General features: G+C 72.1%; 16 protein-coding genes. 9 read left to right on the top strand and 7 right to left on the bottom strand.

The features are described from left to right. Positions 1 to 23: 23 nt before the first annotated feature. From FHX33_RS02140 to FHX33_RS02130, 3 genes are read left to right on the top strand one after another with little or no spacing between them, the layout of a single operon-like run. A complete protein-coding gene (locus FHX33_RS02140) occupies positions 24 to 1733 on the top strand; it encodes a SulP family inorganic anion transporter (RefSeq protein ID WP_338091992.1) in 1710 nt (569 codons plus the stop codon). After that, on the top strand, positions 1720 to 2928 hold the full coding sequence (locus FHX33_RS02135) for an AI-2E family transporter (protein WP_021763870.1): 1209 nt from the start codon (positions 1720 to 1722) through the stop codon (positions 2926 to 2928). The genes FHX33_RS02140 and FHX33_RS02135 overlap by 14 nt, the downstream gene beginning before the upstream one ends. A gap of 3 nt (positions 2929 to 2931) precedes the next feature. Then, positions 2932 to 3603: a GAP family protein gene (locus FHX33_RS02130; RefSeq protein ID WP_021763869.1), complete on the top strand. Its 672-nt coding sequence runs from the start codon at positions 2932 to 2934 to the stop codon at positions 3601 to 3603. Positions 3604 to 3627: 24 nt separating this feature from the next. Here FHX33_RS02130 and FHX33_RS02125 read toward each other — a convergent pair whose 3' ends face one another. Further along, positions 3628 to 4185 (bottom strand): hypothetical protein, encoded by a 558-nt coding sequence (locus FHX33_RS02125; protein ID WP_021763868.1) that lies wholly within the window; start codon positions 4183 to 4185, stop codon positions 3628 to 3630. Continuing rightward, positions 4182 to 5273: an ATP-binding protein gene (locus FHX33_RS02120; RefSeq protein ID WP_021763867.1), complete on the bottom strand. Its 1092-nt coding sequence runs from the start codon at positions 5271 to 5273 to the stop codon at positions 4182 to 4184. Before FHX33_RS02120 ends, FHX33_RS02125 begins: the two co-directional genes overlap by 4 nt. A gap of 76 nt (positions 5274 to 5349) precedes the next feature. On the opposite strand from FHX33_RS02120, the gene FHX33_RS02115 reads away from it, so the two are divergent. Together FHX33_RS02115 and FHX33_RS02110 are read left to right on the top strand one after the other, a co-directional pair. After that, the gene (locus tag FHX33_RS02115; RefSeq protein ID WP_021763866.1) at positions 5350 to 5502 is read left to right on the top strand and encodes a hypothetical protein; all 153 of its coding nucleotides are present in this window, start codon (positions 5350 to 5352) and stop codon (positions 5500 to 5502) included. 168 nt (positions 5503 to 5670) lie between these two features. Continuing rightward, positions 5671 to 5862 (top strand): hypothetical protein, encoded by a 192-nt coding sequence (locus tag FHX33_RS02110; protein ID WP_021763865.1) that lies wholly within the window; start codon positions 5671 to 5673, stop codon positions 5860 to 5862. Here FHX33_RS02110 and FHX33_RS02105 read toward each other — a convergent pair. Beyond that, on the bottom strand, positions 5811 to 6155 hold the full coding sequence (locus tag FHX33_RS02105) for a hypothetical protein (protein WP_021763864.1): 345 nt from the start codon (positions 6153 to 6155) through the stop codon (positions 5811 to 5813). The two genes, FHX33_RS02110 and FHX33_RS02105, sit on opposite strands and share 52 nt — an antisense overlap. A 100-nt stretch (positions 6156 to 6255) precedes the next feature. Here FHX33_RS02105 and FHX33_RS02100 point away from each other — a divergent pair, with 100 nt between their 5' ends. Then, positions 6256 to 7647, top strand: a complete 1392-nt coding sequence (locus FHX33_RS02100; RefSeq protein WP_183428109.1) for a DUF2252 domain-containing protein — start codon at positions 6256 to 6258, stop codon at positions 7645 to 7647. Here FHX33_RS02100 and FHX33_RS02095 read toward each other — a convergent pair. Together FHX33_RS02095 and FHX33_RS02090 are read right to left on the bottom strand one after the other, a co-directional pair. Then, complete coding sequence (locus tag FHX33_RS02095) at positions 7631 to 8431, bottom strand: alpha/beta fold hydrolase (protein ID WP_183428108.1); 801 nt, start codon at positions 8429 to 8431, stop codon at positions 7631 to 7633. The genes FHX33_RS02100 and FHX33_RS02095 overlap by 17 nt on opposite strands. A gap of 11 nt (positions 8432 to 8442) precedes the next feature. Beyond that, positions 8443 to 9036, bottom strand: coding sequence for a helix-turn-helix domain-containing protein (locus FHX33_RS02090; protein WP_021764276.1), 594 nt, complete (start codon positions 9034 to 9036; stop codon positions 8443 to 8445). A 65-nt stretch (positions 9037 to 9101) separates the two neighbouring features. On the opposite strand from FHX33_RS02090, the gene FHX33_RS02085 reads away from it, so the two are divergent. Continuing rightward, a complete protein-coding gene (locus FHX33_RS02085) occupies positions 9102 to 10046 on the top strand; it encodes an NAD(P)/FAD-dependent oxidoreductase (RefSeq protein ID WP_183428107.1) in 945 nt (314 codons plus the stop codon). A gap of 3 nt (positions 10047 to 10049) precedes the next feature. Here FHX33_RS02085 and FHX33_RS02080 read toward each other — a convergent pair whose 3' ends face one another. Continuing rightward, on the bottom strand, positions 10050 to 10865 hold the full coding sequence (locus FHX33_RS02080; protein ID WP_021764646.1) for an ABC transporter ATP-binding protein: 816 nt from the start codon (positions 10863 to 10865) through the stop codon (positions 10050 to 10052). Continuing rightward, a complete protein-coding gene (locus FHX33_RS02075; protein ID WP_183428106.1) occupies positions 10862 to 11527 on the bottom strand; it encodes a FadR/GntR family transcriptional regulator in 666 nt (221 codons plus the stop codon). The genes FHX33_RS02080 and FHX33_RS02075 overlap by 4 nt, the downstream gene beginning before the upstream one ends. A gap of 142 nt (positions 11528 to 11669) precedes the next feature. Here FHX33_RS02075 and FHX33_RS02070 point away from each other — a divergent pair, with 142 nt between their 5' ends. Next, positions 11670 to 12296: a hypothetical protein gene (locus tag FHX33_RS02070; protein ID WP_183428105.1), complete on the top strand. Its 627-nt coding sequence runs from the start codon at positions 11670 to 11672 to the stop codon at positions 12294 to 12296. Then, complete coding sequence (locus FHX33_RS02065; protein WP_021758112.1) at positions 12283 to 12636, top strand: hypothetical protein; 354 nt, start codon at positions 12283 to 12285, stop codon at positions 12634 to 12636. Before FHX33_RS02070 ends, FHX33_RS02065 begins: the two co-directional genes overlap by 14 nt. Positions 12637 to 12638: the final 2 nt, after the last annotated feature.

The following is a 12638-nucleotide window of genomic DNA, read 5'->3' as shown; positions in this document are numbered from 1 at the left end:
CCGACCAAGAGAGGTGAGCTGACGTGCCCGAATCCGCATCGGCGGCGCCGACGACCACGCGGTCGCCGGCGCCGCCGCGCATGCGGCCGCTCGCCGGCCTGAACCGGCGCAACTGGCTGCAGGAGGTGCTGGCCGGCGTCACGCTGCTCGCCATCGCCATCCCGCTCAACATCGGCTACGCGCAGATCGCCGGGCTCCCGCCCACCGCGGGCCTGTACGCGCTCGTCGTGCCCGCGGTGCTGTACGCGCTCACGGTGTCGTCGCGGCAGCTCGTCGCCTCCCCCGACGCCGCGGCGGCTGCGCTCGTCGCGTCCTCCCTCGGCGGCATGGCCGTGGCCGGCGGCAAGGACTACATCGTCCTCGCGCTCGCGCAGGCCCTCATCGGCGGCGTGCTCTTCCTGCTCTGCTCGTTCTTCAAGCTCGGGTTCCTGGCGAACTTCCTCTCGAAGCCCATCCTGATCGGCTTCGTCGGCGGCCTCGCGCTCGACATCCTGGTGTCGCAGGCGGCGAAGATGCTCGGCGTGAAGATCGACAGCGGCGGCGAGTTCCTCGAGAAGCTCGGCGGCCTGATCACGGGTCTCCCGAAGCTCAACATCTGGTCGCTCGTCATCTCGCTCGGCGCGCTGCTCGTGCTCCTCGTCGGCCGCCGGCTCGCCGCGGCCGTCCCGTGGGCGCTGATCGTCCTCATCGTCGGCACCATCGTCGTCGTGCTGACCGACGCCCAGAAGGCGGGTGTCTCCGTGCTCGGAAAGGTCGACGCCGGACCGCCGACCTTCACCTGGCCGGTCATCGCCTGGACCGACTGGCTCGCCCTCGTGCCGTCGGCGATCGCGCTCACGATGGTCACCATGGGCGAGGGGCTGCTCGTCTCCCGTTCCTACGGCCAGAAGCGCGACTACCCGACCCGGCCCAACCGCGACCTCTTCGCCTTCGGCGTCGCGAACCTGGGCGCCGGCGTCACCGGCGCCTTCACGGTCGGCTCCTCCACCTCCCGCACCGCGGCGATGGACCAGGCCGGCTCCCGCACCCAGCTGCCGACCCTGATCACGGCGCTCGGCACTCTGCTGCTCCTGATCTTCGGGACGGCGCTGCTGGAGGACGTCCCCTCCCCCGCGATCGGCACCATCGTCGCGGTCGCCGTCGTGCCCCTGCTCGGCATCCGCGACTTCGCCCAGCTCTGGCGGCTGGACCGCTTCGAGTTCGTGATCGGCGCGGTCTGCTTCCTCGGAGCCTTGCTCATCGGCCCCATCGCGGGCATCGTCATCGCGTTCGTCCTGGCCGTGATCAACGTCACCCGCCGAGCGGCCAACCCGCCGATCGACACGCTCAAGGCCGACGGCGACCCGAACGCGTCGCTGCTGGCGGAGGCGCCCAGCGGCGAGCAGACGGCTCCCGGCGTGATCGTGGTGCGGCTCGCGGCTCCGCTCTTCTTCGCGAACAGCACCGTGTTCCAGCAGGCGGTCGAGGGCGCGGTCGGATCGTCGGGCGCCACCCACCTCGTGCTCGACATGGAGGCCGTCACCGACATCGACGTCACCGGTGCCGAGTCGTGGGAGGGGCTGCAGGAGTTCCTGCAGCGGCAGAACGCCGACCTGTCCCTCTCGCGCGTCCGCCCGGGAATCCGGGAACGCATCGAGCACCTCGGGCTCGGCGACGACGTGCGGTACTTCGAGACGAACCGCGAGGCGCTCGCCGCGCTCCGGACGGACGCGGACGATCATGCCCGCCCCTGAATGGTGGCCGTTCCACCGCCGCGCCAAGGCTCCGGAACCCGCCCCACCCTCGGCGGCGGACTCCGGCGGTGACGGCACCGGCGCGGGTGGCGGGCGCGGCGTGCGCATCCTCCTCGCCCTCGCATCGGCGGTCGTGGTGGCGTTCGGGATGGCCGCCATCGGCAGCATCCTGGCGCCCACGCTGCTGGCGCTCGTTCTCACCATCTGCGCCCAGCCGGTGCGGGTGTGGCTCACCCGGCACGGCACCCCCGAGGGCATCGCGACCGGCGCCGTCGCGCTGACCGTCTTCGCGCTCCTCGCCGGCTTCACGGCGGTGCTGATCATCGCGCTCGCGCAGTTCGTGGGGATGCTGCCGCAGTACAAGGGCCAGCTCGAGCAGATCGGCTCCGACATCGGGACGTGGCTGCAGAGCATCGGGGTCGGCCCGCAGGAGGTCAAGACCATCGCCTCCGGTTTCGACCCGGCCAAGTTCCTCGACTTCTTCACCGGGCTGCTCGGGGGCGCCTTCGGGCTCGTCTCGTTCGGCGTCGTCGTCCTGACGATGCTCATCCTGATGCCCGCCGACGCCGCGTACACCCCGACGCTGCTGCGGCAGCTCGAGCCGACGCGTCCGAACCTCGTCTACGCGATGAGCGGCTTCGCGCACAGCGTGCGCCGCTACATGGTCGTCACGACTGTGCTGGGGCTGGTGCAGGGCGTGATCAACGGCTTCGCCCTCTGGCTGCTCGGCGTGCCGGCCGCCCTCCTCTGGGCGATCCTCGCCTTCCTGTGCAGCTACATCCCGAACGTCGGGTATTTCATCGCGATCGTCCCCCCGATCGTCTTCGGTTACCTGACGGGCGGCTGGGGCACGGTCATCGCCGTGATCGTCGTCTACGGGATCATCAACGCGGTCGTGCAGTCGATCGTGCAGCCGAAGGTGGTCGGCAACGCGGTGGCGCTCAGTCAGACGCTCACGTTCTTCTCCGTGCTGTTCTGGGCCGTCGTGCTCGGACCGCTCGGCGCCATCCTCGCCGTCCCGCTCACGCTCCTCGTGCGCGCCGTGCTGATCGACTCCGACCCGCGTGCCCGCGTCTGGCGGGCGGCGATCGGAGACCTGAGCGAGACGAGGGTGCTCATGAAGGAGGAGTCCGCCGCCCGCAAGGCCGAGCGCACGGAGCACAAGGTTCACCACGACGACCGACGAAAGGACTGACACATGGGTGGAGCGATCGGAGACACGCTTCCGTTGGCACTGGGGATCGCGATCAGCCCGATCCCGATCATCGCGGCGATCCTGATGCTGCTGTCGCCGAAGGCGCGCGGCACCAGCGTCGGGTTCCTGCTCGGGTGGCTGCTCGGGATCATCGTGGCGGTGGTCGTCTTCACCCTGCTGTCCGGGCTCATCCCGGCCGCCGATCCCGACGCGTCGCAGCCGATCGGCGGGACGATCAAGATCGTCCTGGGCGTGCTCCTGCTCCTCCTCGCGCTGCGGCAGTGGCGCTCGCGGCCCAAGCCGGGCGAGACCGCGGCACTGCCCAAGTGGATGGCCGCCATCGATCAGATGACCGCGGGGCGGAGCCTGGGGCTCGCGTTCATCCTGGCCGCGGTGAATCCCAAGAACCTCTTACTCGCCGCAGGGGCCGGCGTCGCCATCGGCACCGCGGGCCTGTCGGTCGGCGCCGACGTCGTCGTGATCGTGATCTTCGTGATCGTCGCCGCCAGCTCGGTCGCGATCCCGGTGATCGGCTACCTGGTGGCTGCGGATCGCATCCGCGGGCCGCTGGACTCCCTCCGCGGCTGGCTCGTCGGCAACAACGCGACGGTCATGTCGGTGCTGCTCCTCGTGATCGGCGTCGTGCTGATCGGCAAGGGCATCGCGGCGTTCTGAGGGCGGGACACGACAGGCCCGGCGTCAGTGCAGGGCGATCTTCAGCAGGATCACGACCACGCCGAACAGCCCGGTGATCACGGCGCCGAGGAGGCAGATCCCGACCGGGCGGCCTCGGACGAGGAAGACCAGGTAGCCGAGGAGCGCCAGCATGAGCACCGCCAGCCAGAGCGCGATCGTTACGGCCGTCTCGGCGTCCAGTACGCCGAGCGTCGCCAGCAGCAGCGGGACGCTCGGAATGACCGCGGCCTCCAGCATCCCGGCCGATTCCGCCATCGCATGCCGAAGCGAGTCGCGCAGGCGGTCCCGCACGTGGGCGGCGTCGCCGTGGAACCCGAGCGCCGTCGAGTACACGTGGGCGAGCCAGAACACGACGATGCTGATGAGGCTGAAGGCCAGGATCCGCAGGGCCGAGTCGGGGTGGTCGTGCTCGAGCGACGAGGCCGCCACGACGCTCGCGTACACGATGGTGCCGTAGATCGCCGCCGGTGTGCCCCAGTGACGCCACAGGGCGCGCTGCACGCGGACGGTCTGATCCTCGGACTGGTTCAGGTCCATGGAGGGCTCGGGGTCGACGCTCATCCGACGCTCTTCGCCTGCACGTTCAGATCGCCGCCGCCCTCCAGCGTGAGCCGGCGGCCGATCCGCACCAGCTGCGGCTCGTCGGAGAACCCGCCGGCGAACAGCGCCTCGCCCTTGCGGAAGGTCGGCGACTGCTCGAGCAGGTACGACGGGACGAAGCCGAAGACGTCGGCGATCTCGGCGAGGTCGCGCGGGGCGTTCATCCGCATGAGCCCGAGGTTGTCGCACTGGGAGAGCACGTTGGGGTGGATCTTGCTGGGGCGCTGCGTGGAGAGGAACAGCCACAGGCCGAACTTGCGGCCCTCGGCGGCGATCTGGATGATCTGCTCGGTCAGCTGGCGCTCGATGTCGTTGCGGGCGGTGGGCGGGCAGAAGTTGTGCGCCTCGTCGATCACGATGAGCAGAGGACGGCGGTCCATCCGGTGCTGCCAGAGGTGCTCGAGCACGCACAGAGCCGCTGCCTGCGGCTCGCTCGCGTGCGAGAAGCCCCCCACGTCGAGGACGGTCGCGCGCGGTCGTTCATCGAGCTCGTCGACCACGGAGGCTCGACCGAACGACCAGAGCGGCCACTCCAGGATCTCGAGGTTGTCGATCCGCAGACCCAGACGCCGTCGTGCGGGGTCGTCGGAGCGGGACAGCGCGTCGAGAAAGGCACCCTTCTCGAACTGCGCTGCGCTCTTGTCGAGATGCAGCAGAGCGTTGTACTCCTCCTCGTCCTCGATCGGGTCCAGACGCCCGACGGCGGCCTGCGATCGTACGCTGAGATCCACGTAGCGCGTGTGCAGCTGCGGCTCCTGCATCGTGCTGCTGTGGAACACCCTGATGTCGATACCGGCGTAGCGAGCGGCCGTCTCCGGGTCGACGTCGTCGCGGGTCTCGGCCAGATGCACGAAATCGGCGTTCGGGTCGAGGACCCCCATCGAGAGCTCGGTCTCGAGCAGCAGCTGCTCCAGCACGACGCCGAGCGCGTAGGTCTTGCCCGAGCCGCTCTGCCCGCACCAGAACGTGTGCCGGTTGAACCGGGAGGCGTCGATCACGGCGGGGCGGTCCGGAGCCTCCACCAGGGTGCCGATCGTCAACGGGATCATCGTGTCGCGTCCATTCCGGGCCCCTTCCCTCTGGCGCGATGCTAGTCAGCGGGGTACGCGCGGCACCAGCCCCGGCATGGCGGCCGCGGACACCCACACGAACTTCACCGCCACGGTGCTCGAGGCGGTCGACGCCTACATCGCCGTCCACGACCACACGACGCAGCAGATGATCGACCGGATCGTCACCGAGAACGCCGGGCTGCTCGCGAGGCTCCGCGACGCGTGAGCACGTGCTACGTCACCGTCGAGGAGGCGCTCCAGGCCATCAGGGCGGTCCACGGCGGCGATCCACTGAGGTGCATCCGCGACACGGTGCTCCTGCAGTTCGCCCTCGCCCGGCCGGCCGCCACCCTGTTCGGCCGCGACGCGTACCCGCACCGGATGGGTCCTGTGCGTGCTCTTCTTCCACCTCAACGGCTACGAGCAGCAGTACGACAAGGATGCGCAGTTCGACCTCATCCTGGCCGTCGCGGCCGGGGAGATCGAGGAGATCGGTGCGATCGCCCGACGGCTCGCGGTCTGGTTCACGGCGCCTCAGCGCGACAGCGGTCTCAGCGTGTCCGGGAGCGGGAACGGCAGCGTGTAGTACAGCTGCGGGGCGCCGACCGCGCCGAAGTCGTCCTGCTTGGCGACGATGCGGTTCGGCGAGACCTCGGCCAGGCGCACGCGCAACCAGCTGCCGTCGTCCAGGCGCAGTTCGTAGAGGTCGGCGAGATAGCCGATCCCGATGCCGTCGAGCGTCTCCTCGGCGGTGAGCCAGTCGACGGCGCCCGAGACCTCGCGGCCGAGGAGGTCGACGGGCACGAAGCCCTCGCCCTCCGGCCGCATCCACCCCACGCGTTCGCCGTCCGCCCGGCGGTGCTCGATCCAGTCCTCCACGGGGTCTAACCTATCGGCCGTGCCGGCACTAGGCTGAGCGCGCCCGCGAGCGCATCCCGACGCCTGCAGGCGTCTCGCCACGACGCGAGGAGGGTGCAGCATGGACATCGACACCGTGGGCCTGCGGGCCGAGACGCCGCTCGACGAGGCGGAGCTCGCGGCCGCCGGACGCGCGATGCGTGAGACGATCCCGCGCTCGGCGCACGCCGAGTACTCGCCGTCGCCGGGCCGCGATCCGCTCGGCATCCTCGCCACCCAGCACGAGGCGCGTCTGCAGCAGCTCGTCGACCTGCGCGTGGAGCGGATGGGCACGGACGCGTTCTCGTTCTACCGCGGCACGGCGGCCATCCAGTCGGCCGACCTGGCCGCCGGCCCGACCACCGGCGCGGAAGTGGTCGTCTGCGGCGACGCGCACCTGTCGAACTTCGGCATGTTCCGCTCCCCCGAGAACGCGATGGTGTTCGACATCAACGACTTCGACGAGGCGACCGTCGGCCCGTGGGAGTGGGACGTCAAGCGCCTGCTCTGCAGCGTGATCGTCGCCGGGCGTTCGCTCGGCGCGCCGGAGCAGGAGCTCATCGGCATCGCCGAGGAGGCGGCGGCGAGCTATCGCGACTGGCTCGCCCGCACCCTGAAGCGCACGCTGCGCGAGCGCTACTTCCGGCCCACGTCCGTCAACGAACGCCGCCGTCGGCTGCACCCGGACACGGTGCGGATGATCCAGGAGGTCGCGCTCGCGTCCGGCAAGCGCACCAGCCAGCGCGTCGCCCGGCGGGCGCTGGAGGACGACGGCGACGGCGGTCTGCGCTTCGTCGACCGGCCGCCGGTGCTGCAGCGCGCCGAGCCCGAGATTCGGGCGCTCGCCGACGCGGCCTTCCACCGCTACCGCGAGACCGTCCCGCCGAACGTCGCCCTCCTGCTCTCCCAGTACCGGCTGCTGGATGTGGCGCGTCGCGTGGTCGGTGTCGGCAGCGTCGGAACGCGGTGCTTCATCCTGGCGCTGCGCGGCCCGGCCGAGGAGACGCTCATCCTGCAGCTGAAGGAGGCCGGCTCGTCCGTCGTGGAGCAGTTCGGGGGCGTCACGCCGCTGCCAGGCTACCTCGACCCGGCGCTGTTCCCCGAGCAGCAGGGCTACCGTGTGGTCGCCTGCCAGCGCATCCTGCAAGCCGTCTCCGACCCGTTCCTCGGGTTCCTGAAGGAGAGCGGCTTCACCTTCTACCTGCGGCTGTTCCGCAACCGCAACGCGTCGTTCGAGATCCCGGCGATGAACTCGGTGCAGTTCCGGGACTACGCGCGCATCTGCGCCGTCGTGCTCGCCCGCGCGCACGCCCGGTCTCCCAAAGCGGCCTTCGTCTCCGGATACCTCGGCACGGGCGACAGCTTCCCGCGCGCCGTTGCCCGTTGGTCGTCGGCGTACGCCGATCAGGCCGAGGAGGACTACGCCGGGTTCGTGGCGGCCGCCCGCGACGGACGGTTCACGGTCGCGGCCTGACGGTCGCCCGCGGCGGCGGCACGGGGAGCAGGAACTCGCGCACGGCTGTCAGCACCTCCGGGGTGTCGAGGTGCAGGCCGTGGCCCGCGTCGAAGGCGCGCAAGGTCGCGTGCGGGATCGCCTCGGCGAGGGGCCGTGCCTGTGCGAGCGGGGTCAACGCGTCGTGATCGCCGTGGAGCACGAGCGTCTCGGCGCGGATGCCGGCCAGCGCCTCCCGCGCGTCGTGGTCGCGGCTCGCGGCGAAGTGGCCGCGCAGCGCCTCCCGGGTGGCGGTGCGGGTGAAGAACGCGTCGACGGTCTCGGGATGCGCGACCACCCAGTCCGCGTCGAAGAAGAGCGGCGTCATCCGGGCGCGGTCGCCGCTGAGCAGATCGGCGATCACGGCGGGGTCGCGCTTCTCGCCCGAGCGGTCGCTGGCCGTCGTCGCGATGAGCACCAGCCGGCGCACCCGTTCTGGGTCGTCGGCGGCGAGCCACTGGGCGACGCGGCCGCCCATCGAATGACCGACCACGTGGGCGGCGGAGACGCCGGCCGCGTCGAGCACGGCGACGGCGTCCTGGGCGAACGCGCGCGTCGTGTAGCGCCCCGCCTCGCCGAGGTCGCTGGCGCCGATGCCCCGGTGGTCGAAGACGATGACGCGGAAGTCCTCGGCCAGTGCGTCGGCGAACGGACCCCAGCCGTGCATGCCGGTCGCCTGTCCGGCGATGAGGAGGACGGGGACGCCGGTCCCCCGCTCGGCGAAGGCGATGCGCGCCCCGTCGTCGGCGATGGCGTAGTCGGGCACGAACGAACAGCCTAGTCCGCGGTGTCGCTCGCGGGCCGCGCGCGCACGTGCATCCGCTCCCCCTGCTTGCCGAACAGGCTGAGGAACTCGACGCTCTCGGCGTCCGCACGGTCGAACCAGTGCGGTACGCGGGTGTCGAACTCGGCGGCCTGCCCCGGCTCGAGCACGATGTCGTGCTCGGCGAGCACGAGGCGCAGCCGGCCGTTGAGCACGAAGAGCCACTCGTAGCCCTCGTGGGTGCGCGGGTCCGGCTGCGGGATGCTTGCGCCGGCCGGGATGACCATCTTGTACGCCTGGATGCCGCCGGGTCGGCGCGTGAGGGGCACCACCGTGCGGCCGTGCAGCCGCTGCGGACGCAGGTGCACGCGCGGGTCGCCGGTCGGCGGCGCATCGACGAGGTCGTCGAGCGTCACCCCGTGCGCCCGGGCGAGCGGGAGCAGCAGTTCGAGCGTCGGCCGCCGGGTTCCCGACTCGAGCCGGGAGAGGGTGCTGATCGAGATACCCGTGGTCTCGGAGAGGTCGGTGAGAGTCAGGTCGCGCTTGGTCCGCAGGGCGCGGAGCCGCGTGCCGACGCCGTCGAGGGCGTTGTCCAGGTCGTCGCTCATCGTCTGAGTTTGCCATTCCGGCAAGGATATTTGCCAGCGGAGACGCGGGGGCCGACGATCGGAACATGCAGAACGATGGATTCGACGTGATTATGGCCGGCGGCGGCGCCGCCGGCCTGAGTGCCGGGCTCATGCTGGCCCGCGCCCGCCGCTCGGTGCTGGTGCTGGATGCCGGGGCGCCGCGCAACGCCCCCGCCGCCGCGGTGCACGGCCTCTTCGCCCGCGACGGCGTTCCGCCGGCGGAGCTCACGGCCGTGGGGCGCGAGGAGGTGCGGCGGTACGGCGGCGAGGTCCGCGCGGCGTCCGTCACCGACGCCCGCCGCGACGGCGACGACATCGTCGTGACCGCGGACGGCGACGAGCTGCGCGCACGCCGGCTGCTCATCGCGACCGGCCTGGTGGACGACCTCCCCGACATCCCGGGTGTGCGCGAGCACTGGGGCCACGACGTCGTCCACTGCCCCTACTGCCACGGCTGGGAGGTGCGCGACACCGCCATCGGCGTGCTCGCGCTCGGGCCGCGCGCCGTGCACCAGGCCCAGCTGTTCCGGCAGTGGAGCGACGACGTCGTGCTGTTCACGAACGGCTTCCCCGCACCGAGCGCGGACGAGAGCGAGCAGCTCGCGGCGCGCGACATCCGCGTGGTGGAGGGGGCCGTCACGGCCGTCGAGTCCACCGACGGCCGGGTCACCGGGCTGCGTCTGGCCGACGGGAGCGTCGTGCCGCGCGCGACGATCGCGATCGGCCCGGCGGCGCTGGTCCGCCTCCCCTTCGCCGCCGGCCTCGGCCTCGCGACCGCCGAGCACCCCTCCGGCATGGGCGAGCACCTGCCCGCCGACCCGGCGGGCCGCACCGCCGTCCCCGGCGTCTGGGCCGCGGGCAACGTCACCGACCCGTTCGCGCAGGTGGGTGCGGCGGCGGCCAGTGCGGCCTTCGCCGCCGCACAGCTCAACATGGAACTGGTGCAGGAGGACGTCGAGCGCGCCGTCGCCGAGCGCCGCGCGGGCTGAGACCTATCCGGCCGCCGCGCGCTCCCGCACCGCCCGGGCGCTCCAGCGACCGTCCGCGCGCTCGACGCGGATGGCGTGCTCGAACGCCCGGGTGACGGTCTCGGTCGTGACGGCCCGCTCGATCGCGCCGGTCGCGACGATGCGTCCGTGGGAGATCAACAGCGCGTGCGTGGTGGTCTCGGGCAGCTCCTCCAGGTGGTGCGTCACGAGCACCGACGCGAGCTCGGGGGCCGTGTGCGCGAGTCCGTCGATCGTCTCGAGCAGTTGTTCGCGCGCCGCGACGTCGAGCCCCGTCGTCGGCTCATCGAGGAGCAGGAGCTGCGGGTCGGCGATGAGGGCGCGGGCGATCAGCGTGCGGCCTCGCTCCCCCTGCGAGAGCGTGGGCCAGCGGGCGTCGCGGCGCGAATCCAGCCCGACGGAGTGGAGGAGCTCGTGCGCCCGCGCGATCTGCTCGGCCGTGGCCTCCCACCGCATCGGGGGCTCCAGGGTGCCGGTGAGGCCGGTGAGCACGACCTCGGTGACCGTCAGCGGCGAGCGGACCGGATGCCGCGGGTTCACGTGCCCGATGTGCCGGCGCAGCTCCTGCAGCTCCACCCGCCCCAGCCGGCGGCCGAGCACGTCGACGGTACCGGAGGTCGGGAAGGTGAGCGCGCCGCAGAAGCCGAGCACCGTGCTCTTGCCCGCCCCGTTCGGTCCCAGCAGCGCCCAGTGTTCGCCTGCCCGCACGGTCAGATCGATGCCGTCGAGGATGTGCGTCCCGTCGCGCCGGAACGTCACCTCCCGCAGCTCGAGCACGGCGGGGGCGGCGGGCGTGGTCACGAGAGGCGCTCCTTCATCGAGGTGAGGTGGTCGCGGCTGAGGCGGGAGGCGGCGACGGCGTCGCGGTCGGCGATCGCGTCGAGCAGGGCGCGGTGGGCGTCGTGGTCCGCCCCTTCGTCCGAGAGCGGACGCAGGCGCAGCATCTCGACCATCGACTGGCGCAAGCGTGGGACGAAGCCGTCGAACAGCTCGGCGAGGATGTCGTTGTGGGCGGCGGCGACGATCGCCCGGTGGAACGCGGTGTCGGCGTCCACGTGGGCCTCGAGCCCGCGATCGAGCCGGCTGCGGGCGTCGAGGGCGCGGCGCAGGGCGCGCAGCTCCTGCGGGGTGCGGCGCTCGGCCGCCAGGGCGGCGGCCTCCGACTCGATCGCGATGCGCGCCTCGATGACCGACACGATGGAGGCTCGGCGCAGGACCGCATCCCAGTCCTCCGGGGCGTCCAGCGCGGTGACGAAGACGCCTGCCCCCTGCCGGGACTGGAGCACGCCGCGGCCCGCCAGCTGACGGATCGCCTCCCGCACGGTGGAGCGGCCCACCCCGAGCTGCGGCGCGAGCGTCGTCTCGCCCGGGAGCTTCTGGCCGAGGGCCCATTCACCCGCACGGATGCGCTCCAGGAGCGCGTCGGCGGCCTGGTCTGCGAGCGGGGCGCGGAGCACGGGCATGCGCCGAGTCTACGGGATGGTGGCGTCGCCTTGTCTGCTTGTCTGAGGAGTAAAGGCACAGAGGTCACGGTTCGGTCACTTTCAGGAAACGTTCGACTTTCGCATGGGGTTCCCCCAGAGCCGCTCCTTACGCTCCCCCCTTATGACGACGCAGCCGCTCAGGGTCGGTCCGCTGACCCGGCGCCGCCTGGAAGAACGCGCACGGCAGGATGCCGAGGCGCTGCGCGGCGCGCCCGCACCCGAAGCCGGCGCGCCGCCCACCGTCGCGGCACTCCAGGCCCGCGCCAACGCTTACGCCCGCCGCGAGGAGCAGCGCTTCCACCGGCATGTGCGCCGCGAGCTGACGGAGCACCGCCTCCTCACGGCCGCCGTGCGCACCGATCTCGACGCCTTCGACGACCGGCTCGACGCGCTCCCGCCCGCGGAGCGCGACCACGCCCGCATCGCCGTCGGCGACGGCCCGGCCTACGCCGAGCTGCGGCGCCTCGAACGGCGCATCGCCCGCCGGCACCGCCGCGCCGAGGAGCTCGCCGCGCTCATCCACGCCCGCTTCACCGCCGCCCGGCTGCGCGCCGCCCGGCACTTCGACCGGTCCGACGAGAAGATCGCGGTCTACTGGGGCGCCTACCGCGCCGCACTGCCCCGCGACGCCGCCGACCGCGACCCCGGCCGGGAGGGGACGCCCGAGCTGCGGCGCTCCGACTGGCTGACCACGCGCACCGACGCACTCGAACACTGGCAAGGGGGAACCGCCGATGGCCAAGCGTGACCGGCTCACCGAATACCGCGTCCCGAACGTCTCGCGGCTCAAGCGCCGCGTGCTCTGGCGACTGCGGAGGCTGCGCGACGCGGTCGACGTCGAGACACTGGAGGTGTTCGAGCACGAGCTCGCCGCCTTCGAGCGCGCCGGCGCGGCCGAGCTCGAGCGCCAGCGCACGCGCAACATCGCGGTGTGCTCCGCCCGGGTCGCCGAGGCGCAGGCGCGCGAGGAGCTCATCCGCAGCGCCCTCGAGCGCACGGAGGCCGAGATCCTCCGCGCCGACGAGGCCGCGCAGCGCCTCGACGCCCGCCTGCTGGGGAGCGATCCCCAGCTCCACAACTACGCCTGAGA

The organism is Leifsonia aquatica, assembly GCF_014190775.1.
In the GTDB taxonomy this organism is placed as follows: Bacteria; Actinomycetota; Actinomycetes; order Actinomycetales; family Microbacteriaceae; genus Leifsonia; species Leifsonia aquatica.
This window is presented reverse-complemented; position numbering and strand designations above follow the sequence as displayed.

What these genes read in the sequence shown, in the direction of transcription:
- FHX33_RS02120 (WP_021763867.1), bottom strand. Translation starts at nt 5,273, where the DNA reads ATGATCCCGTTGACGATCGGCACCCTGGTGGAGGCTCCGGACCGCCCC.
- FHX33_RS02065 (WP_021758112.1), top strand. Translation starts at nt 12,283, where the DNA reads ATGGCCAAGCGTGACCGGCTCACCGAATACCGCGTCCCGAACGTCTCG.
- FHX33_RS02115 (WP_021763866.1), top strand. Translation starts at nt 5,350, where the DNA reads ATGGCGGCCGCGGACACCCACACGAACTTCACCGCCACGGTGCTCGAG.
- FHX33_RS02085 (WP_183428107.1), top strand. Translation starts at nt 9,102, where the DNA reads ATGCAGAACGATGGATTCGACGTGATTATGGCCGGCGGCGGCGCCGCC.
- FHX33_RS02125 (WP_021763868.1), bottom strand. Translation starts at nt 4,185, where the DNA reads ATGAGCGTCGACCCCGAGCCCTCCATGGACCTGAACCAGTCCGAGGAT.
- FHX33_RS02100 (WP_183428109.1), top strand. Translation starts at nt 6,256, where the DNA reads ATGGACATCGACACCGTGGGCCTGCGGGCCGAGACGCCGCTCGACGAG.
- FHX33_RS02075 (WP_183428106.1), bottom strand. Translation starts at nt 11,527, where the DNA reads ATGCCCGTGCTCCGCGCCCCGCTCGCAGACCAGGCCGCCGACGCGCTC.
- FHX33_RS02130 (WP_021763869.1), top strand. Translation starts at nt 2,932, where the DNA reads ATGGGTGGAGCGATCGGAGACACGCTTCCGTTGGCACTGGGGATCGCG.
- FHX33_RS02070 (WP_183428105.1), top strand. Translation starts at nt 11,670, where the DNA reads ATGACGACGCAGCCGCTCAGGGTCGGTCCGCTGACCCGGCGCCGCCTG.
- FHX33_RS02090 (WP_021764276.1), bottom strand. Translation starts at nt 9,036, where the DNA reads ATGAGCGACGACCTGGACAACGCCCTCGACGGCGTCGGCACGCGGCTC.
- FHX33_RS02135 (WP_021763870.1), top strand. Translation starts at nt 1,720, where the DNA reads ATGCCCGCCCCTGAATGGTGGCCGTTCCACCGCCGCGCCAAGGCTCCG.